This is a genomic window from Pseudomonas sp. GW821-FHT09C10, assembly GCF_059418085.1.
Genome location: NZ_JBWKPE010000010.1, coordinates 47,788 through 66,424, shown reverse-complemented (window position 1 = coordinate 66,424; position 18,637 = coordinate 47,788). Strand labels below are relative to the sequence as shown.

Genomic DNA, 18,637 nt, shown 5'->3' with positions numbered 1-18,637 from the left:
GATCATGGTGTCCCGGCACGATATTAAATAGAATGAATCTCATTTGAGACTCAATCGCGCCGTGCAGGTTGTTGCCATGAATGATGCTGTTGTCCCCACGCACGCTCCTGAACTGACGCTATCGAGCTTGTACCGTGACCATCGCAGTTGGCTGGAAAGCTGGCTGCGGCGGCGCCTGGGCAATGCCTGGGATGCGGCCGACCTGAGCCAGGATACGTTCCTGCGGGTGCTTGCCAGTGCGCAGCCGATTGCGCAGATGCAGGAACCCCGGGCGTACCTGGTAACGGTGGGCAAGCGCCTGTTGGTGAATTTCCATCAGCGCCGCAGCCTCGAACAGGCGTATCTGAATGCCCTGGCCACCTTGCCCGACACCTGTGTGCCGTCGCCCGAACAGCGCTGGCTGGTGCTGGAAACCCTGCAAGCCCTGGATGAATTGCTCGATGGCTTGCCCGTGCTGGTGCGCCGTGCGTTTCTATGGAGCCAGCTGGAAGGCCTGGGTTACCGCGAGATTGCCGAGCGCCTTGACGTGTCCGAACGTACGGTGAAGCGCTACATGGCCCAGGCCTACGAGCATTGTTTGCTGGTGGAGCTGTGAGCCGCGACGTCGCGCGCGCCGCCGCCCAGTGGCTGGCGCTGCTCGAATCCGGCGCGGCCACCGAGCGCGATCACGCCGCCTTGCAGCACTGGCGCGACAGCCATCCCCAGCATGAACAGACCTGGCAAAGAGCCCAAACCCTGCGCCAGCGTTTCAGCGATTTGCCCCAGGCGCTCGCCATGGCCAGCCTCGACCGCCCGCAACCGGGGCGACGTGCCGTGCTCAAGCGTGCCCTGGGGGTGGCGGCGCTGGTGCCGGCGGCCTGGCTGATCAGCCGGCAGTTGCCCATCGAAGCCTGGCGTGCCGACTTGCACACTGCCACTGGCGAGCGCAAACGAATGCCGTTGGCCGGGGGTGGCAGCCTGCAACTCAATACCGCCACAGCCGTAGACGTGGACCTGGCACAACGGCGCATCACCCTGGTCGACGGTGAGCTGGCGCTGAACGTTCCGGGCACGGCGGCGATGACGGTGCAAACCCGCTACGGTCAATTGCTCGTCAGCCAGGCCGAGGTGTGCGTGCGGCAACTGCCTTCCGGCTGCCTGGTGTCGGTGCTCAAGGGCGCGGTGCAGGTGCGTGATTTGAGCGCAAACTTGACTACATTGCAGGGTGGCCAGCAAGCGCCGTTGAAAGCAGCCGGGCTGGGCGCTTCAGTGCCCTTCGATGTGCTGCAATTAGGCTGGCGCGACGGCGTGTTGACCGCACAGAACCAGTTGCTGGGGGATTTTCTGCGCGAGCTGGAACGCTATCGCCCCGGCGTATTGCGCTGGGATCCCCGCCTGGAAACGCTGCGGGTGACCGGCAGTTTTCGCCTGGATGACACCGACCGCATCCTCAACCTGCTGGCCTCGACCCTGGGGTTGGAGGTGCAATCTCGAACCCGTTATTGGGTGAGCCTGCGCAAGGCGGCGTGATGCGGTTTTGTGGCCAGCCTGCTTGTTGCGGTGAACAGGCTTATTGTGGTGAGCGGGCTTGCTGTGGTGAGTGGGCTTGCTGTGGTGAGCGGGCTTGCCCCGCGCTGGGCTGCGAAGCAGCCCCAATCAGGCTCCCTGTGTTCTGTCAGGTAAACCGCAGCGTCTGGTTTTGGGTCTGCTGCGCAGCCCAGCGCGGGGCAAGCCCGCTCACCACAAGTTACGAGTAGTCCTCAGATCACGTGGGCACGCTGCAACTCGGTCAAGGCCAGCGCCTTGAGCCGGGCCAGCAACGGATCACGTCGGTCTCTCGGGTGCGGCAGGTCGACCGTCAGCTCCTGGCGAATGCTGCTGGGCCGGTTGTCCATCACCAGTACCCGGTCACTCAGGTACAGCGCTTCGTCCACATCATGGGTCACCAGCAACAGGGCGATGGCGTGGTGCGCGGCCAGTTGCAGCAGCAAGTCCTGGAGCTTCATGCGGGTGAAGGCATCCACCGCACTGAACGGTTCATCCAGCAACAGCACCTGCGGACGTGAATACAGGCCGCGTGCGATCGCCACCCGCTGTGCCATGCCGCCGGACAATGCCTTGGGCAGCGCCTGGGCGAAGCCCTTGAGGCCGACTTCCTCGATCAATTGTGTGACCCAGGCCCTGTCGTAGCGGTTGTCATCGCTGAAACCGATGTTCTGCTCCACCGTGAGCCAGGGCATCAGGCGCGGTTCCTGGAACACGAACGCCACGTCGCCGTCAGGGCTGCGCAGTTCGCCCTGGAAGTCCTTTTCCAACCCGGCGACGATCCGCAGCAGGGTACTTTTGCCACAGCCACTGGGGCCCAGCAGGCTGACCGCTTCGCACGGCTGCAAGGCCAGGCGCACGTCTTTCAACACGGTGGTGCTGGCAAAGCTTTTACGCTCCACCCGAATGTCCAATAACGGCTGGGTACTCATTGTTCCGCTCCTTGGCCAGTGAAGGTGTCGCGCCAGGCCAGGCAGCGTTTCTCCACCGCCGCGAGCAGGCCGTCGCTGACCTTGCCCAGTAGCGCCAATACGATGATGGCGGCCAGCACAATGTCGGGCCGTGAGGTTTCCCGCCCATCGCTGAGCAGGTAACCCAGGCCCTTGGTCGCCGCGATCAGTTCGGCCGCCACGAGGAACATCCACGCCAGGCTCAAGCCACTGCGCAACCCTGTGAACAGGCCGGGCAGGGCGGCGGGCAGCAGGATCCGGCGCACCAGGCGGCGGCGACTGAAACCGTACATTTGCCCGACTTCCACCAGCTTGCGATCAATATCGCGAATCGCCGCGACGCCATTGAGGTACACCGGGAAAAACGCGCCAATGGCGATCAGCACAATCTTTGAGGTTTCATCGATGCCCAGCCAAAGCAGCAGCAAGGGCACCCAGGCCAGGCTCGGGATCGAACGCAGGCCGGCGAAGGTCGGCTCCAGGTAGGCTTCGGCTTCACGGCTCAAACCGACCCAGGCGGCAAACACCAGGGCCAAGCCGGCACCGATGGCAAAGCCCAGCAGCACGCGGGCGAGGCTGGCGCTGATGTGCTTCCACAAGGCGCCCTCGGCCAGGTCGGTGAGGGTCACGGCGATCTCGCTGGGCGCCGGCATCTGGTAGGACGGCAGCCAGCCCACCCGCACGACCCCTTCCAGGATCACCAGGATCAGCACCGGCAAGACCAGGCCTTTGAACCGTCGTGGCCAGGCGCTGCGCTGGCTGGCCACAGGTACCGGAAGCGGTAATGCCTGGCTTTTGCTGGTCATCGCGCGCCCCTTATTGCTTCGACAGGGTTTGGCCGAACGAAGGGTCGATCAGTTGATCGATCACCTGGTCCACATTCACCCCACGACGCACCAATTCCTCGGACACCAGGATCGGCGCCGCCGCCTTCGACGACTGCACATCCTTGGCGCTCAACAACGGCGTGCTCAGATCGGTGCGCGACAATTGCAGCTTGGCCACTTCCAGCGGCAGGCCGGATTCATCCGCCAGCAACCTGGCGAATTCATCGGGGTGCTTCACCGCCCAATCCCGGGCTTTTTCATACGCCCCGAGCACCTTGGTTATGGTTTGTGGATGTGCCTTGGCGAACTGCTCGGTGACGCTCACCACGCCATAGCTGTTGAAATCCTTGTTGCGGTACAGCAGGCGCGAACCGGCCTGGATTTCACTCGCGGCCATGTGCGGGTCGAGGCCGGCCCAGGCGTCCACGTCACCTTTTTCCAGGGCGGTGCGGCCGTCCGGGTGTTGCAGGTGCACCAGTTCCACGTCGTCTTTTTTCAGCCCGGCCTGTTGCAGGCTGCGCAGGGTGAACAGGTACGGGTCGGTGCCTTTGGTTGCGGCGATTTTCTTGCCCTTCAGGTCGATGACGCTGTTGAGCGGCGAGTCCTTGCGCACCACCAGGGCGGTCCACTCGGCGCGGCTGTAGACGTACACCGATTTGATCGGGCTGCCATTGGCGCGGCTCAACACGGCGGACAAGCTGGCGGACGAAGCGAAATCCACGCCGCCGCTGTTGAGGTATTCCAGGGAGCGGTTGCTGCCCTGGCTGAGTACCCAGCCGACCTTGCTGTGGGGCAGGGCCTGTTCCAGCCAGCCGAAGTGCTTGAGCACCAGGCTGACCGGCGAGTAGTAGGCGTAGTCGAGGTTGACTTCGGCGGGATCGGTTTCGGCGGCATAGGCATGCGCCTGCAGGCTCAGGATGAGGCCGCAGGCGCCGAGTAGACGCTGGGTGAAGGGGTTCATGGAACAGCTCCGGACAAGGCGTTGAGAGAAGGCTTTTCTTATATTCAGAAAGATGATTTTTAATGTCTCATCATGCTTTACAGGAATATGCAGTCTCTATGCCAAGGTCACCGCTACCCCGCGTAGAGATCGTCTTAACCGTAAATATCGCCTTATCCAAATCCGCAGCTGCTACGGGGGGAGCAAATTGTTGATCGGCTGTTGGTGAGGCAACAGTGCGCATATGTTTTTATGGAATAAATAAAGAGTTATATATTCCTTTTAATGTTCTACGCGATAGCGCACTTTGAAGGCCTGCGCATTCGTGCGGATTGACCCAACAGCCAAAAGGAAAGCCGACATGACCATTAAAGCGATCAACGTGCGCAACCAGTTCAAGGGTGTGATCAAGGAAATCCTGCTGGGGGAGGTGGTGTCCGAAATCGACGTGCAAACCGCGTCCGGCATCGTCACCTCGGTGATCACCACCCGCTCGGTGCGTGACCTGGAATTGAAGGTGGGCAGCGAAGTGATTGCCTTTGTGAAGTCCACCGAAGTGTCCATCGCCAAGCTGTGACACCCACCGGATGTGGGAGCGCCGCTCCCCCATCCATAAAGCCTGCCTCAGCGCTGCTGCAGCGCACGCTCCATACGTTGCAGACCCTCTTCCAGCAAAGCCCGTGGGCAGCCGAAGTTCAGGCGCACGAACTGCTGGCTGTCGTCACCGAATTCGATCCCCGCACTCAGCCCGACCTTGGCCTGTTCGAGGAAGAACTGCTGTGGGTCGTCCAGGCCCAGGGCGCTGCAGTCCAGCCAGGCGAGGAAGGTGCCTTGCGGCGCATGCATCACCACGCCGGGCAAGCGGGATTGCACGGCGTCGAGCAGGTAATCGCGGTTGGCTTGCAGGTAGTGCTTCAGCGCGTCGAGCCATGCGCCGCACTGGCTGTAGGCGGCGCGGGTGGCTTCCAGGCCCAGGGGGCTGACGCTGTCGACCATGCCGCAGCGGGCCTGGTTGAAGCGCTCGCGGATCTCGGCGTTCTGGATCACCGCAAAGCAGGTCTTCAGGCCGGCCACGTTGTAGGCCTTGCTCGCCGACATCAGCGTGATGGTGCGCTGGGCAATCTCGGGGCTGAGGCTGGCGGTGGGGATGTGGCGGCGACCGTCGAAGCACAGTTCGGCATGGATTTCGTCACTGATGATCAGCGCGCCGTTTTCCAGGCAGGCAGTGGCCAGGGCCAGCAGTTCTTCACGGGGGAAGACCTTGCCGATGGGGTTGTGCGGGTTGCTCAGCAGCAGTGCGCCGGCGCCGGTCAGGGCCTCGCGCAGGGCGGGCATTGGCGTGATGTATTCAGCGTTGTTCAATTCGAACGGTACTTCGATGCGCGGCAGGTTCCAGTGGCCGGGCGCCAGGCGAATCGGCCGGTAGTTGGGGGTTTGCAGCACCACCGGCTGGCCCGGTTGGACGAAGGCGTGCAGCGCCATATTGAAGCCAGGCTCAACGCCAGGCAGGAACAGCAGGTCGTCGGGCTGCACGCGCCAGGCGTACTTGGCCCACAGGTCGGCCACGATGGCCTCGCGTACATCCGGGCCGGCCACGCTGTAGCCGAGAATCTGCTGGTCGAGGCGCGCGTGCAGGGCCTGCAGCACGGCGGGCGGCGCGGCGATGTCCATGTCGGCGATCCACATCGGCAACACATCGGCCGGGTAGCGATTCCATTTGGTGCTGCCGGTGCCGAGGCGGGGGTGGATCGTATCGAAGTCAAAGCTCATGAAGGGGCTCGTGTCAGGGAGGGCAGGCGGGAATGGCGATGATTCTAACGGGATAAAATCCAGATGCCAGCCCCGTCTTTACAGGCCCTGGCTGCCCCGAATCAAGTCATACGCCTTGCGCGCAATGGGGTTCGCCGTATTCGGCCGAATCCACAGGTAATACGTGACCTCCGGCAACCTCGGCAACCCATCCGTTTCGCCCAGTACGCGCATGTCCGGGCCGAGCATTTCCATGCTGCGCGGCGTCACCCCCAGGCCCGCGCGAGTGGCCGCTTTAATCCCGATCAGGTTCGACGCCAGGTACGCCTGGCGCCAGGGAATATTCGCCCGCTCCAGTGCCTCCAGCGCGTAGCGCCGGTAGATGCTCGGCTCATCCACCAGGATCAGCGGCAGCGGCTCGCTCGGCTGGTGGATGTACTGCGCCGAACAGATCCACCACACCGGCGACGTACGCAGCGCAAAGCCTTCCAGGTTCGGGTCGGCGCGGGTGGAGATCACCATGTCCACCTTGCCCCGGTGCAGGTCGTCCATCAGGAACGGACTGCGGCCCACGTCGATCTCCAGGCGCAGGCGCGGCGCCGAGCGGGCGATATGGCTGAGGATCGGCGGCAGGATGGTGTCGGCAATATCGTGGGGCGAGCCGATGCGCAGCACACCGCTCAGGCTGCTCTCGCGCAGGGAATTCAAGGCATCGTCATTCAGCGCCAGCATCTGCCGCGCATGACGCAGCAGTTGCAGGCCGGGCTCGGTCAGTTGTTTTTGCCGGCCGCGCTTCTCGAACAGGCTGACCCCCACTTGCTGCTCCAGGCGCTGCATATGCTGGGTCACGGACGACTGGGTGCGCGCCAGGTGCGTGCCGGCTTCGGCGAAACTGTGGTGGTCGACCACGGCGATAAAGGTGCGCAGCAGTTCAAGGTCGAGGGTCGACATGGCCATTTCCAGAAGCGGTTTTACATCAAGTGTGTGAAGTTAAACATTACAGATATTTATGTATGGGTGAAGAAGATTTTTTGCCTGGGCCAATGAATAATGGGTTATGCCGAAATTGAAGGTGGTGCAAAGACGGTGAGTTATAACGATATGAGATATTTGCATTTCCGTTGCCCTCGCACTCTCCCTAGCATGAGCCTCCATCAGGTCGGGGTACGCCGATCATTCGCCAGGGGGAAGTCCAATGATGTTGAAGAAATGGTTGCCGGTGGCCCTGGGGTCGATGATCGCCCTGGGCGGCAGTGCGGCGGCGCAGGCCGATGCGACCCTGGACAAGATCGAGCAGCGCCATGTGCTGGTGGTGGGCGTGTTGTTGTCCGGCGGGCCGTTTGGCAGCATCGATCCGGCCACGCAACAGCCCAAGGGCTTGAATGTCGACCTGGCCAATGAGCTGGGCCGTCAACTCAAGGCCGAGGTGCAGCTGGTGCCGGTATTGCCGGCCAACCGCGTGCAGTTCCTGCAACAGGGCAAGGTCGACCTGCTCATCGCCAATATGGAATGGACCGCCGAACGCGGTGAAATCCTCGGCTTCGTGCCGACGCCGTTCTACCGCGTCGGCGGTGCGGCTGCGGTGCTCAAAGACAGCAATATCACCCGCTGGGAAGACCTCAAGGACCAACCCGTGTGCACCTCCCAGGGCAGCAGCTACGTCAAGCCGCTGACCGGGTTCGGCGCGCAGCTCAAGGCGTTCAAGAGCTCGTCCGAATCGCTGCTGGCCCTGCGGGGCAACAACTGCGTCGCGGCGGTGCACGACTCTACCCTGATCAACCCATTGATCAACGACAGTGCCGAATGGAAGGGCTACCGCGTCCTTGGTCCGGAGCTCAACCCGGCACCGTCGGTGATCTGGACCCGTCGCGGCGAGAATGACACCCAGGCCAGGCTCGATCCGATCGTCAAGGAACTGCACCGCAGCGGCTGGCTGATCGAGGCCCAGACCCGCAACCGTATCAGCCCGGCATCGCCGGCCCTGGTGGAATTGCAGCAACAGTTCAAGGGCGCCTGAGCCGGCAATGGAGATGAGCCATTGGCTTGAGCTGTGCGTCCATTGGGCCGCCGGCATTGGCCTGAACTACACCTTCCTGCTGGACGCCTATCAGCGTGGCAGCCTGGTCCAGGGCGCGCTGACCACCGGCCTGCTGTGCCTGTTCACTATCCTCGGCAGCCTGCTGGCGGGGATCACGCTGGCGGCGATGCAGACCTCAGGCAACCCGTGGCTGGCCAAGCCGGCGCGGGTGTTTGTCGAAGTCACGCGCAACACGCCGACGCTGGTGCAGCTGTACTGCGCGTTCCTGGTGTTGAACATGCTGCTGACCCAGGCGGTCGGCGCGGCCAACCCGCTGACGCCGTTTGCCTGGGTGGTGATCGTGATCTCGTTGCATAAGGGCGCGTTCCATGCCGAGGCCTTGCGCGCCGGCATCGAAGCGGTGCCCGCCGTCACGCTGGAGGCCGCCAGCTCCCTGGCCTTCAGCCGCCGCCAGTTGCTGTGGAATGTGCAGTTGCCCCTGGCGCTGCGCTTTGCCTTGCCATCGCTGATCAACAACCTGATCGACCTGGTGAAGATGACCGCCGTGGCCTCCGCGATTGCGGTGGGCGACATCACCTACGCGGCGATCATGATCTGGACCCAGAGTGACAACGTACTGGAGCTGATGCTCCTGATCCTGGGCTTTTTCGGCCTGCTGAGTTTTATCGTCAATTGTGTGGGGCGCTGGCTCGAAGCGCGCCTGAGGATGCCCGGCTATGGCCATTGATTCATTCCCGGTGCTGTCGGCCTTGCTGCAATGGTCGCCGGCGCTGGTGGTCGGCTTTGGCCAGAACATCCTGATCAGCCTGCTGGCGATCGGCATGGGTTCGCTGCTGGGCCTGTTGATCGGTGCATTGGCATTGTCGCCCCTGGGCTTTGTGGCGCGGCTGTGGGTGCAGGTGTTTCGCAATGCGCCGTGGCTGGTGCTGATCTACTTCACCACCTATGTGTTCCCGTTCGAGATCCGGATCGGCAGCAGCTACGTGCCGTTCCCCGATTGGATCAAGGTCACCCTCGGGCTGGCCTTGCCGGCCAGCGCCAATGTCGCGGAAATCTTCCGGGGCGCCATCGGCTCGATCCCCAGCACCCAATGGGAAGCCGCGCGGTCCCTGGCATTCACCCGTGGCCAGCTGTTTCGCTCGATCATCCTGCCGCAGTGCTTCAAGCGCATGTTGCCGCCGTGGATGAACCTCTACGCGGTGGTCACCATGGGCACCGCGCTGGCCTCGCTGGTGGGCGTGCATGATGTGATCGACACCGCGCAGATCGCCAGCAACACCGTGAACATGACCGGCTTTACCGTGGTGATCTACCTGAGCCTGCTGGTGCTGTTCTTTGCCTACTGCTACCCGATTTCCCGCCTGACCCAACACCTGGAGCGCCGTTATGCCTTCTATTGAACCCCTGGTGAGCCTGCGGGATGTGCACTTGTCGTTCGGCGCCAACCCGGTGCTCAAGGGCATCGATCTCGACGTGCTGCGTGGCCAGGCCGTGTCGATCATCGGCCCGTCCGGCTCGGGCAAATCCACGATCCTGCGCTGCATCACCGGGCTGTTGCAGCCCCAGCGCGGCAGTATTCGCGTGGGCCAGACCCAGGTCGACAGCCTGGTCCAGGAAGCGCAGCGCATCGAGTTGCGCAAGCGCGTCGGCTTTGTGTTCCAGCAATACAACCTGTTCCCGCACTTGTCGGTGCTGGAAAACCTGGTGATCGCGCCGCGCAAGGTGCTCGGTCGCGGCCGTGCCGACGCGGAAAAAGACGCGCGGGCGCTGCTGGCCAAGGTGCGCATGGAGCACAAGGCCGATGCGTACCCGGGCCAGTTGTCCGGCGGCCAGCAGCAGCGCGTGGCGATTGCCCGCGCCCTGGCGATGCGCCCGGAGCTGATCCTGTTTGACGAAGTGACCTCGGCGCTGGACCCGGAAACCGTCGGCGAGGTGCTGACGGTGATTCGCGAGCTGACCGAAGAGGGCATGACCTGTGTACTGGTCACCCACGAAATGCGCTTCGCCGAGGAGATCAGCGACGTCGTGTACTTCACCGAAAACGGCGTGATTGTCGAGCATGGCAGCGCTGAGAGCATCTTTGAGAACCCCAGCAGCGAACGCACCCAGACGTTCCTGCGCCATGCCTTGGGTGATACGGGGCGCCGTGGCCCGCTCAAGCATGACCCGTATCTGTTGACCAACTTGGGCCGTTACAGCCTGTCAGTCTGATAAAAGGAAAACCGTGATGAGCAACGCAAACCGTGCCGCCGTGATCGAGGCGTTTTTGCAGCAGATCCGCGTCATCAACCAGCGCGGCGTAGACCGCGCGGCCCTGGTGGACATCGTCGGCCTGCTGGAGCAATTGGCCGAGCGCCGCGACCTGTTCAACTTCGAGGCATTCCCCGCACCTGTGCCAGGGCAGGGCAGCACCGCGTTCCGCTATCGGCTGAACGACGACGGCGATACGCCGACCCTGTACCTCAACTCGCTGTTGCCGGGCAAAAGCACGCTGCCGCACAACCATGAGACCTGGGCGATCATCAGCGCGGTGGAAGGCCAGGAGATCAACTACGTTTATGCACGCAATGATGAAGGTCGCGAGCCGGGCTTCACCACCCTGAGCCTGGAGAAAGAAGTGATCGTGCAGCCAGGCACGTCGATCTCTTTCCTCGGTGAGGACCTGCATGGCATCAAGGTTGAAGGTGAGCAGGCAACGTTGCATTTCCACCTGTATGGCTTGCCGCTGGAATCCCTCAATGGCCGCTACGGCGTGGACGCGGACGGCCGCATCCTCAACTACAACGCCTCGCAGATGGCGCCGTCTATTCGCGCTTACTGATCGCGGGGTGTCAACCGGATCAAATGTGGGAGGGGGCTTGCCCCCGATGGCAGAGTGTCAGTCACCGGATGGATTAACTGACACGCCCTCATCGGGGGCAAGCCCCCTTCCACAGTTGGTGTTGCAGTCACTTTTCTCTTAATTGTTGGGACTTCCATGAGCCAGACCATCACCCCACGTCAACTGCAGCAATGGCTGTTCGACGGGCAGGAAATCGCCGTGTTCGACGTGCGCGAGCACGGGCAATACGGCGAAGCCCACCTGTTCCATGGGGTGAACCTGCCCTATAGCCGCCTGGAGCTGGAGGTACGCCGCTTGGCGCCCAACCCGCAGGTGCGGCTGGTGATCTATGACCAGGATGGCGGCGAGGTGGCGGCGCTGGTTGCAGCGCGTTTGCAGGCGCTGGGCTACCGCCGCGTGCATGTGCTGGAGGGTGGTGCCGAGGGTTGGCAGGCGGCGGGGTTGCAGCTGTTTGCCGGTGTGCATGTGCCGTCCAAGGCCTTTGGTGAGTTAGTGGAAGAGGCCAGTCACACGCCCCATGTCACTGCACGCCAGCTGGCGGATTGGCAGGCGCGCGGCGAGCCGCTGGTGGTGCTGGACGGACGACCGTTCGAGGAGTACCGCAAGATGACCATCCCCGGTTCCATCTGCTGCCCCAACGGTGAGCTGGGCTACCGCGTACAGGACCTGGTGCCGGATGAAAGCACGCCCATCGTTATCAACTGTGCAGGACGCACCCGCAGCATTATCGGCGCCCAGACCCTGATCAACCTGGGCCTGAAAAACCCTGTCTATGCCTTGGAAAACGGGACCCAGGGCTGGTACCTGGAAGATTTCCAGCTGGAACATGGCAGTACGCGGCGCTATGCCGATCAGGTCAAGGGCGACCTCGCCTCGCAACGTCTGGCGGCACGGCAGTTGGCGGGGCGGGCAGGGGTGGTCGAGGTGTCGGCGGATCAAGTCCGGCTGTGGGCCGAGGACGCGCAACGCAGCCTGTTCCTGTGTGATGTGCGCACCGCTGAAGAGTTTGCCCTTGGCTCGTTGCCAGGCGCGCAACATACACCGGGCGGGCAGTTGATCCAGGCCACCGACCTGTATATCGGCGTGCGCCAGGCGCGTATCGTGCTGGTGGACAGCGATGGCGTGCGTGCGCCGATTGTCGCCAGTTGGCTGCGTCAACTCGGGCACCAAGCCTATGTGCTGAGCGGCGGTATCGACAGCGGCCTGGTATTGCCGGTGTTGCCTCCAGTGGCGTATCAGCCGTTGCCGCTGATCAGCGCCCAGGCCCTGGCGCTGGAATTGAGCGATGTGAACCTGATCGACCTGCGCCCGAGCATGGCCTACCGCAAGGGCCATATTGCCGGTTCCCGCTGGTCGATTCGTGCGCGGCTCAAGACCGACCATCGTCCCTTGGTGCTGGTGGCGGATGACCCGGCATTGGCGGCCTTTGCCGCCGAAGGCCTGTCGGCCCGGTTGCTCGACGGTGGCTTCGCTGCCTGGGTCTCGGCCGGCCTGCCGGTCAACCAAGATCCGCAGACACCGCCCGACGCCGAGTGCATCGACTTCCTGTTTTTCACCCACGACCGTCACAGCGGCAACAAGGACGCCGCGCGCCAGTACCTGGCCTGGGAAATCGGCCTGCTCGCACAAATGAGCGAAGCGGAAATCGCCAGCCTCAAGCCGCTGGTACCTGTGTCGCGGGTGCGCACGCGGTTGATCCATGCCGCGCGTACCGAAAAAGGTCATGGCGGCCGCGCCGTCAACGTACCCGTCACGCGCCTGAGCACCGTGCTGTTCGACAACCTGGCGCAGATGCGCGACGCCCGTGCCCGCCGCGACGGCGAGCGGGTGCTGACCTACGGCGCGCGTGGCAACCCGACCTCCCATGCGTTGGAAGACCTGGTCACCGAGCTGGAGGGCGGCTTTCGCACACGGCTCTACGGCACGGGCCTGGCGGCGGCAGCCCAGGTGTTCCTGGCCTACCTGCGCCCCGGCGATCATGTGTTGATCACCGACGCGGTGTACTCCCCGGTGCGCAAGCTGGCACGGGAGTTCCTCCAGCCGTTCGGCATCGAGGTCAGCTACTTCGCACCCGATGGCAAGGGGCTGGAAGCGCAACTGCAAGCCAATACCCGGCTGGTCTACGCCGAAGTACCGGGCTCACTGTTGTATGAGCTGTGCGATCTGCCGGCGATTGCCGCGTTGTGCAAGCCACGCGACATCCTGCTCGCCGTCGACAACACCTGGGGCTCGGGCTACCTGTACCGACCGCTGGCGTTGGGCGCGGATATTTCGATCATGGCCCTGACCAAATACCTCGGCGGCCACAGCGACGTGATGATGGGCAGTGTGTGCACCACCCAGGCGGCCTGGCCGACGCTGGGCAGGATGAGCGACACCTTGGGCAACGCGGTGAGTGCCGACGACGCCTACCTGATCCTGCGCGGCGCCCGCACCCTGGCCTCGCGCCTGGATGTGCACGAACGCCAGGCCGTGCACATCGCCCTGTGGTTGCAGGCGCAACCCCAGGTCAAGCGCGTGTTCCACCCGGCCTTGCCCGGGCATTCGGGGCATGAGTTGTGGCGTCGGGACTTCACCGGCAGCAATGGCTTGGTGTCGTTTGAACTGGTGAATGCCGAGGCCGCTTACGTCGAGCGGTTTATCGACGGCTTGCAGCTGTTTGGCCTGGGCTCTTCGTGGGGCGGCTATGAAAGCCTGGTCATCGTGGCCGACACCCGCGACCGCGACAGTGCGGCCGACCGTGGGTTGAACCCGGTGGTGCGCCTGCATATCGGTCTGGAAGATGTGGCCGCGCTGATCGAGGATCTGCAAGGCGGCTTTGCACGTGCCGTTCTGTGACCGACAGGTTCTGTAATAAAAACGCCATTGCGCTGGGGATTAAATTCGGGACGGGCTATTTTGGTGCATCTCAATAACTAGAGTAGCCATGGATGAAATACCAACCCTTCAGCCGCACCTTAATTGCCACCGCCCTGGTGTTGACCGTCAGCGGCGTACAGGCCGCTTCCCAGGCCCCGGTGGCCGGTGAAAATGGCATGGTGGTGACCGCCCAGCATTTGGCCACGCATGTCGGCGTGGATGTACTCAAGGCCGGCGGCAACGCGGTGGATGCGGCGGTGGCGGTCGGCTATGCGCTGGCGGTGGTGTACCCGGCGGCGGGTAACCTGGGCGGCGGTGGGTTCATGACCGTGCAACTGGCGGATGGGCGCAAGACCTTCCTCGACTTCCGAGAAAAAGCCCCGTTGGCGGCCACCGCCGATATGTACCTGGACAAGGCCGGCAATGTGGTCGAAGGCTTGAGTGCCAAGGGACACCTGGCGGTCGGCGTGCCTGGCACCGTGTCCGGCATGGAGCTGGCCCTGAGCAAGTACGGCACCCTCAAGCGCGCCCAGGTGATTGCCCCGGCGATCAAGCTGGCGGAAAACGGCTTTGCCCTGGAGCAGGGCGATATCGACCTGCTGCACACCGCCACCGGCGAGTTCGAAAAAGACAAGGATATGCGCGGGATTTTCCTGCAAAACGGCCAGCCGCTGCAGGTCGGCCAGAAGCTGGTGCAGAAAGACCTGGCCAGGACCCTCAAGGAAATCTCCGCCAAGGGTAGCGACGGTTTCTATAAAGGGTGGGTCGCCAAGGCCCTGGTGGATTCCAGCCAGGCCGGCAAGGGCATCATCACCCAGGCCGACTTGGACAAGTACAAGACCCGCGAACTGGCACCCATCGAGTGCGACTACCGTGGCTACCACGTGGTCTCGGCACCGCCGCCAAGCTCGGGCGGCGTGGTGATCTGCCAGATCATGAACATCCTCGAAGGCTACCCGATGGCTGACCTCGGCTATCACTCGGCCCAGGGCCTGCACTACCAGATCGAAGCCATGCGCCACGCCTACGTGGACCGTAACAGCTACCTGGGCGATCCGGATTTCGTGAAGAACCCGATCGAGCATCTGCTGGACAAGAACTACGCGGCCAAGCTGCGAGACGCCATCGAGCCGCACAAGGCCGGGGATTCCCAGGCAATCAAGCCGGGTGTGTCGCCGCACGAAGGCAATAACACCACGCACTACTCGATCGTGGACAAGTGGGGCAACGCGGTCTCTGTCACGTACACCCTTAACGACTGGTTCGGTGCGGGCGTGATGGCGAGCAAGACCGGGGTGATCCTCAACGATGAAATGGACGACTTCACCGTCAAGGTCGGGGTGCCGAACATGTACGGCCTGGTGCAGGGGGAAGCCAACGCCATCGCACCGGGCAAGGCGCCGCTGTCGTCGATGAGTCCGACCATCGTGACCAAGGACGGCAAGGCCGTGATGGTCGTCGGTACGCCAGGTGGCAGCCGCATCATTACCGCGACCCTGCTGACCATCCTGAATGTCATCGACTACAAGATGAACATCCAGGAAGCCGTGGACGCGCCGCGTTTCCATCAGCAGTGGATGCCGGAAACCACCAACCTGGAGACCTTCGCGGTCAGCCCGGACACCCAGAAGATTCTGGAAAGCTGGGGCCACAAGTTTGCCGGGCCGCAGGACGCCAACCACTTGGCGGCGATCCTGGTGGGCGCGCCGTCCCTGGAGGGTAAGCCGGTGGGTAACAACCGCTTCTATGGCGCGAATGACCCGCGGCGTAATACCGGCCTGTCGCTGGGCTACTAACCACCCCTAAAACCAAACACCGCGTCCTGTCTGGCAGGCTGCGGTGTTTTTTATTGGGGCGGCTTCGCCACCCAGCGCGGGGCAAGCCCGCTCACCACAACAGCTGTTCTACCGCAGCAAACGCGGCGGTGCGGCGCTCCTCCCAACTCCCCCTGATGACCACCACCGCCTGTCGATGCGCCTGCATCCACGCCAGGCTGTCCTGGAAAAACGCCTGGCGGTCGGCCAGTTCCGGTTGGCAGCGCTGGCCGTCGGCGGTCCATTCCACATCATCCGGCGACAGCAGCAGGTGCAGGTCGTAATGCCGCGCCAGCAGTTCGTCGTCGAGCCATGCTGGGTAGTCGCCGAACAGGGTCTGGCTCCAGAGTCTGTTGGTCAGCAGGTGCGTGTCGAGGACCAGCAGGCGCGGCTGCCGGGCGCGGGCGGCATCTTCCCAGGCCAGTTGGCCGTGGGCGATGGCCGGGATATCCCCCAGGTGGGTGTCGCGCTGGTGCCGGTCGATGAAATACCGCACGTACTCACCGACCATCAGCCCACCGAAATGCGCGTGCAGCTCGGCAGCCAGCCAGCTTTTACCGCTGGACTCGGGACCGGCCAGGACCACCACCTTCATGCGCGTAACGCCGGGTCGGCGCGCCATTCACGCCAGCCTTGCACGGCGATCACGGTGAACAGGGCATAGAGCGCAGCGGTGAGGTACAAGCCTTTGTAGAGGAACAGCCCGACAAAAATCACGTCCACGGCAATCCACAGCGGCCAGCATTGCACGCGTTTCTGCGCCATCCACAGTTGCGCCACCAGGCTGAAACCGGTGAGGGCGGCGTCGAGCCAGGGCTGGGCGGCATCGGTCCAGTGCGCCATCGCAGCGCCCAGCAGCAGGCTGCCGACCGCACCGATGGTCATGCTGGTCATGATTGCCGGCCAACCCAGGCGGGTGATCTGGCGCCCTTGCCTGACCTCGCCGGCGCGGGTCCACTGCCACCAGCCGTAGACTTGCAGGGCGGCGTAGACCACTTGCAGCAGCATGTCGGAATAGAGCTTCACGTCATAGAACACCCAGGTGTACAACAACACCATCACCAGGCCGATGGGCCAGCACCAGGGGTTTTGCTTGACCGTCAGCCAGACAGCGATCACCCCCAGGGCGGCGGCGAACAGTTCAAGCCCGGACATGGCGGTTCCTTGGGAGAGTGGGAGAGGGCGGGGATTGTAACCAGAGGCCAGCAATCTTCAAAACACAGTAAGGCAAATGTGGGAGGGGGCTTGCCCCCGATAGCGGAGGGTCAGCTGCACATATGCAGACTGATGTATCGCCATCGGGGGCAAGCCCCCTCCCACATTTGGAGCAGTGTTAGACCTTGAACTGGCGCAAGAGGCCGTCGAGCTGCTCGCTCAGCCCGCGTAAATGCACGCTGGCCACGTTGGACTGCTCGGCCGCCATTGCGGTGCTGTGGGACAGGCTCGCAGCCTGGGTGACGTTCTGGTTGATGTCTTCCACCACATGGGCCTGTTGCAGGGTGGCGCTGGCAATCGAGGCATTCAAACCGTTGAGGTTGTGCAGCGCCTGGCCGATGGCAGTGAGGCTGGCACCCGCCTGGCCGGCTTGTTCGATGGTCAGTTGCGAGGCGCTGTGGCTGTCGCTGATCACCTTGACCGCGGCTTCCGAGTGACCTTGCAGGCGCTCGATCATCGCCTGGATCTCGGCGGTGGATTTTTGCGTGCGCTGGGCCAGCAGGCGGACTTCATCGGCCACCACGGCAAAACCACGGCCTTGTTCCCCGGCGCGTGCCGCTTCGATGGCGGCGTTGAGGGCCAGCAGGTTGGTCTGGTCGGCGATGGAGCGGATCACTTCCAACACACCACCGATCTGTGTGCTTTCGCTGGACAAGGTGCGGATCACTTCCACGGCCTGGCTGATGGTGGTGGAGAGCTGGTCGATCTGCTGCAGGCTGCCGTCGATATTGACCTGGCCTTGCTGGGCCTGGGCCTGGGCGTCGCGCATTTCGCTGGCGGCGTGTTCAGCGTTCTTGGCCACGTCCTGCACGCCGTAGGTGACCTCATTGATGGCGGTGGCCACCAGTTCCATCTGCTGGGACTGTTGCTGGCTGCGGTCATGGGCCTCGGTCGCGTTGTTGCCCAGTTCCGTGGAGGACTGCCCCAGGGCGTTGGCGCACACCTGCAACTGGCTGACGACCTGGCGCAGCTTGGCGGTGAAACTGTTGAAGTGCTGGGACAGTTGGGTGACTTCGTCGCGGCCGTGGGTATCGAGGCTGCGGGTCAGGTCGCTTTCGCCGCTGGCGATATTGCCCATGGCGTTCACCGCATCCTGCAAGGGGCGCACGATGCTGCGGGCAATCAGCGAGACCAGCAGGGCCATCACCAGCGCGATGCCCAGGCCGATTAACGAGGTTTTCCATACCTGGCCGCTGAACTCGGCCTGCACATCGTCGACGTACACGCCGGAGCCGATGATCCAGCCCCACGGCTCGAACAACTGGATATACGAGGTTTTCGCCACCGGTGCCTCCGCACCCGGCTTCGGCCAGCGGTAGTTGATGATGCCGGCACCCTTGGCCTTGGCCAGGATCACGAACTCGTTGAACACGGCAAACCCGTCGGGATCGCGGATGGCCGAGAGATTCTGGCCGTCCAGCTTGGGGTTGGCCGGGTGCATGATCATCACGGGGGTGAGGTCATTGATCCAGAAATAGTCGTCGTGGTCATAGCGCAAGCCGCGCACTGCGCTCAGGGCTTGTTTTTGCGCCGCTTCGCGGGTCATAACCCCGGTGGTTTCGAGGCTGTGATAAAACGTCAGGATCCCGCTGGCGGTCTGGACCACGTGCTGGGTCTGCTGGCGCTTGGCCTGGTACAGGTCGTCGTGGATCTGCTTGAGCATCAGCAAACCCAGGGCCATCAGCATCAGCACGGCGACGATCAGGATCATCCAGAGGCGTCGGCTGATCGACATATTGCGCAAACTGTTCATCGTCCTGTCACTCCGGGCTTTTTATAATTGTGGGCGTCGCATCGACTTTTACGCCTTGTCTGATAGGCTTTCGGCCTGAAATCGCAAAACCTGAGTACTGCCTGATTTTTCACAGAATTTTTGCAG

At 63.1% G+C, this 18,637-nt stretch carries 18 protein-coding genes; 10 read left to right on the top strand and 8 right to left on the bottom strand.

Features of this window, described 5'->3' with window-relative positions:
* Window positions 1-76: 76 nt before the first annotated feature.
* Complete coding sequence (locus AC07OT_RS19310) at window positions 77-595, top strand: sigma-70 family RNA polymerase sigma factor (RefSeq protein WP_027607930.1); 519 nt, start codon at window positions 77-79, stop codon at window positions 593-595.
* On the top strand, window positions 592-1,509 hold the full coding sequence (locus AC07OT_RS19305) for a DUF4880 domain-containing protein (protein WP_495108799.1): 918 nt from the start codon (window positions 592-594) through the stop codon (window positions 1,507-1,509). The genes AC07OT_RS19310 and AC07OT_RS19305 overlap by 4 nt, the downstream gene beginning before the upstream one ends.
* A gap of 230 nt (window positions 1,510-1,739) precedes the next feature.
* Here the strand turns inward: AC07OT_RS19305 and AC07OT_RS19300 are convergent, their stop codons facing one another.
* From AC07OT_RS19300 to AC07OT_RS19290, 3 genes are read right to left on the bottom strand one after another with little or no spacing between them, the layout of a single operon-like run.
* On the bottom strand, window positions 1,740-2,456 hold the full coding sequence (locus AC07OT_RS19300; protein ID WP_141155088.1) for an ABC transporter ATP-binding protein: 717 nt from the start codon (window positions 2,454-2,456) through the stop codon (window positions 1,740-1,742).
* Window positions 2,453-3,280, bottom strand: coding sequence for an ABC transporter permease (locus AC07OT_RS19295; RefSeq protein WP_495108798.1), 828 nt, complete (start codon window positions 3,278-3,280; stop codon window positions 2,453-2,455). The genes AC07OT_RS19300 and AC07OT_RS19295 overlap by 4 nt, the downstream gene beginning before the upstream one ends.
* Before the next feature lie 10 nt (window positions 3,281-3,290).
* Window positions 3,291-4,262: an aliphatic sulfonate ABC transporter substrate-binding protein gene (locus tag AC07OT_RS19290; RefSeq protein ID WP_495108797.1), complete on the bottom strand. Its 972-nt coding sequence runs from the start codon at window positions 4,260-4,262 to the stop codon at window positions 3,291-3,293.
* Between the two features lie 340 nt (window positions 4,263-4,602).
* Between AC07OT_RS19290 and AC07OT_RS19285 the strand changes: the two genes are divergently transcribed.
* Complete coding sequence (locus AC07OT_RS19285) at window positions 4,603-4,818, top strand: TOBE domain-containing protein (protein ID WP_003173733.1); 216 nt, start codon at window positions 4,603-4,605, stop codon at window positions 4,816-4,818.
* 47 nt (window positions 4,819-4,865) lie between these two features.
* Here the strand turns inward: AC07OT_RS19285 and AC07OT_RS19280 are convergent, their stop codons facing one another.
* Both AC07OT_RS19280 and AC07OT_RS19275 read right to left on the bottom strand, forming a co-directional pair.
* Window positions 4,866-6,011 (bottom strand): MalY/PatB family protein, encoded by a 1,146-nt coding sequence (locus tag AC07OT_RS19280; protein WP_495108796.1) that lies wholly within the window; start codon window positions 6,009-6,011, stop codon window positions 4,866-4,868.
* Window positions 6,012-6,089: 78 nt separating this feature from the next.
* On the bottom strand, window positions 6,090-6,941 hold the full coding sequence (locus tag AC07OT_RS19275; protein WP_370671275.1) for a LysR substrate-binding domain-containing protein: 852 nt from the start codon (window positions 6,939-6,941) through the stop codon (window positions 6,090-6,092).
* A gap of 244 nt (window positions 6,942-7,185) precedes the next feature.
* On the opposite strand from AC07OT_RS19275, the gene AC07OT_RS19270 reads away from it, so the two are divergent.
* From AC07OT_RS19270 to ggt, 7 genes are all read left to right on the top strand, one after another.
* Window positions 7,186-8,007 (top strand): transporter substrate-binding domain-containing protein, encoded by an 822-nt coding sequence (locus AC07OT_RS19270; RefSeq protein ID WP_495108795.1) that lies wholly within the window; start codon window positions 7,186-7,188, stop codon window positions 8,005-8,007.
* Window positions 8,008-8,020: 13 nt separating this feature from the next.
* Window positions 8,021-8,755 carry an amino acid ABC transporter permease gene (locus AC07OT_RS19265; RefSeq protein WP_495108794.1) on the top strand — a complete coding sequence of 245 codons (735 nt, stop codon included), beginning with the start codon at window positions 8,021-8,023 and terminating at the stop codon, window positions 8,753-8,755.
* A complete protein-coding gene (locus AC07OT_RS19260) occupies window positions 8,745-9,428 on the top strand; it encodes an amino acid ABC transporter permease (RefSeq protein ID WP_495108793.1) in 684 nt (227 codons plus the stop codon). The genes AC07OT_RS19265 and AC07OT_RS19260 overlap by 11 nt, the downstream gene beginning before the upstream one ends.
* On the top strand, window positions 9,415-10,239 hold the full coding sequence (locus tag AC07OT_RS19255) for an amino acid ABC transporter ATP-binding protein (RefSeq protein ID WP_495108792.1): 825 nt from the start codon (window positions 9,415-9,417) through the stop codon (window positions 10,237-10,239). Before AC07OT_RS19260 ends, AC07OT_RS19255 begins: the two co-directional genes overlap by 14 nt.
* 16 nt (window positions 10,240-10,255) lie before the next feature.
* Window positions 10,256-10,849: a cysteine dioxygenase family protein gene (locus AC07OT_RS19250; RefSeq protein WP_092489207.1), complete on the top strand. Its 594-nt coding sequence runs from the start codon at window positions 10,256-10,258 to the stop codon at window positions 10,847-10,849.
* 156 nt (window positions 10,850-11,005) lie between these two features.
* Window positions 11,006-13,708, top strand: coding sequence for a cystathionine beta-lyase (metC, locus tag AC07OT_RS19245; RefSeq protein ID WP_495108791.1), 2,703 nt, complete (start codon window positions 11,006-11,008; stop codon window positions 13,706-13,708).
* 92 nt (window positions 13,709-13,800) lie between these two features.
* Window positions 13,801-15,525, top strand: a complete 1,725-nt coding sequence (gene ggt / locus AC07OT_RS19240; RefSeq protein ID WP_495108790.1) for a gamma-glutamyltransferase — start codon at window positions 13,801-13,803, stop codon at window positions 15,523-15,525.
* Window positions 15,526-15,616: 91 nt separating this feature from the next.
* On the opposite strand, the gene AC07OT_RS19235 is transcribed toward ggt, so the two are convergent.
* From AC07OT_RS19235 to AC07OT_RS19225, 3 genes are all read right to left on the bottom strand, one after another.
* Window positions 15,617-16,138 carry an AAA family ATPase gene (locus tag AC07OT_RS19235; RefSeq protein ID WP_092489195.1) on the bottom strand — a complete coding sequence of 174 codons (522 nt, stop codon included), beginning with the start codon at window positions 16,136-16,138 and terminating at the stop codon, window positions 15,617-15,619.
* Window positions 16,135-16,698 (bottom strand): nicotinamide riboside transporter PnuC, encoded by a 564-nt coding sequence (pnuC, locus tag AC07OT_RS19230; protein ID WP_495108789.1) that lies wholly within the window; start codon window positions 16,696-16,698, stop codon window positions 16,135-16,137. The genes AC07OT_RS19235 and pnuC overlap by 4 nt, the downstream gene beginning before the upstream one ends.
* A gap of 178 nt (window positions 16,699-16,876) precedes the next feature.
* A complete protein-coding gene (locus tag AC07OT_RS19225; RefSeq protein ID WP_495108788.1) occupies window positions 16,877-18,511 on the bottom strand; it encodes a methyl-accepting chemotaxis protein in 1,635 nt (544 codons plus the stop codon).
* Window positions 18,512-18,637: the final 126 nt, after the last annotated feature.

Bases quoted from the DNA above. Each gene is read 5' to 3' on its own strand.
- AC07OT_RS19310 (WP_027607930.1), top strand. From the start codon at position 77: ATGAATGATGCTGTTGTCCCCACGCACGCTCCTGAACTGACGCTATCG.
- AC07OT_RS19300 (WP_141155088.1), bottom strand. From the start codon at position 2,456: ATGAGTACCCAGCCGTTATTGGACATTCGGGTGGAGCGTAAAAGCTTT.
- AC07OT_RS19295 (WP_495108798.1), bottom strand. From the start codon at position 3,280: ATGACCAGCAAAAGCCAGGCATTACCGCTTCCGGTACCTGTGGCCAGC.
- AC07OT_RS19290 (WP_495108797.1), bottom strand. From the start codon at position 4,262: ATGAACCCCTTCACCCAGCGTCTACTCGGCGCCTGCGGCCTCATCCTG.
- AC07OT_RS19285 (WP_003173733.1), top strand. From the start codon at position 4,603: ATGACCATTAAAGCGATCAACGTGCGCAACCAGTTCAAGGGTGTGATC.
- AC07OT_RS19280 (WP_495108796.1), bottom strand. From the start codon at position 6,011: ATGAGCTTTGACTTCGATACGATCCACCCCCGCCTCGGCACCGGCAGC.
- AC07OT_RS19275 (WP_370671275.1), bottom strand. From the start codon at position 6,941: ATGTCGACCCTCGACCTTGAACTGCTGCGCACCTTTATCGCCGTGGTC.
- AC07OT_RS19270 (WP_495108795.1), top strand. From the start codon at position 7,186: ATGATGTTGAAGAAATGGTTGCCGGTGGCCCTGGGGTCGATGATCGCC.
- AC07OT_RS19265 (WP_495108794.1), top strand. From the start codon at position 8,021: ATGAGCCATTGGCTTGAGCTGTGCGTCCATTGGGCCGCCGGCATTGGC.
- AC07OT_RS19260 (WP_495108793.1), top strand. From the start codon at position 8,745: ATGGCCATTGATTCATTCCCGGTGCTGTCGGCCTTGCTGCAATGGTCG.
- AC07OT_RS19255 (WP_495108792.1), top strand. From the start codon at position 9,415: ATGCCTTCTATTGAACCCCTGGTGAGCCTGCGGGATGTGCACTTGTCG.
- AC07OT_RS19250 (WP_092489207.1), top strand. From the start codon at position 10,256: ATGAGCAACGCAAACCGTGCCGCCGTGATCGAGGCGTTTTTGCAGCAG.
- metC (WP_495108791.1), top strand. From the start codon at position 11,006: ATGAGCCAGACCATCACCCCACGTCAACTGCAGCAATGGCTGTTCGAC.
- ggt (WP_495108790.1), top strand. From the start codon at position 13,801: ATGAAATACCAACCCTTCAGCCGCACCTTAATTGCCACCGCCCTGGTG.
- AC07OT_RS19235 (WP_092489195.1), bottom strand. From the start codon at position 16,138: ATGAAGGTGGTGGTCCTGGCCGGTCCCGAGTCCAGCGGTAAAAGCTGG.
- pnuC (WP_495108789.1), bottom strand. From the start codon at position 16,698: ATGTCCGGGCTTGAACTGTTCGCCGCCGCCCTGGGGGTGATCGCTGTC.
- AC07OT_RS19225 (WP_495108788.1), bottom strand. From the start codon at position 18,511: ATGAACAGTTTGCGCAATATGTCGATCAGCCGACGCCTCTGGATGATC.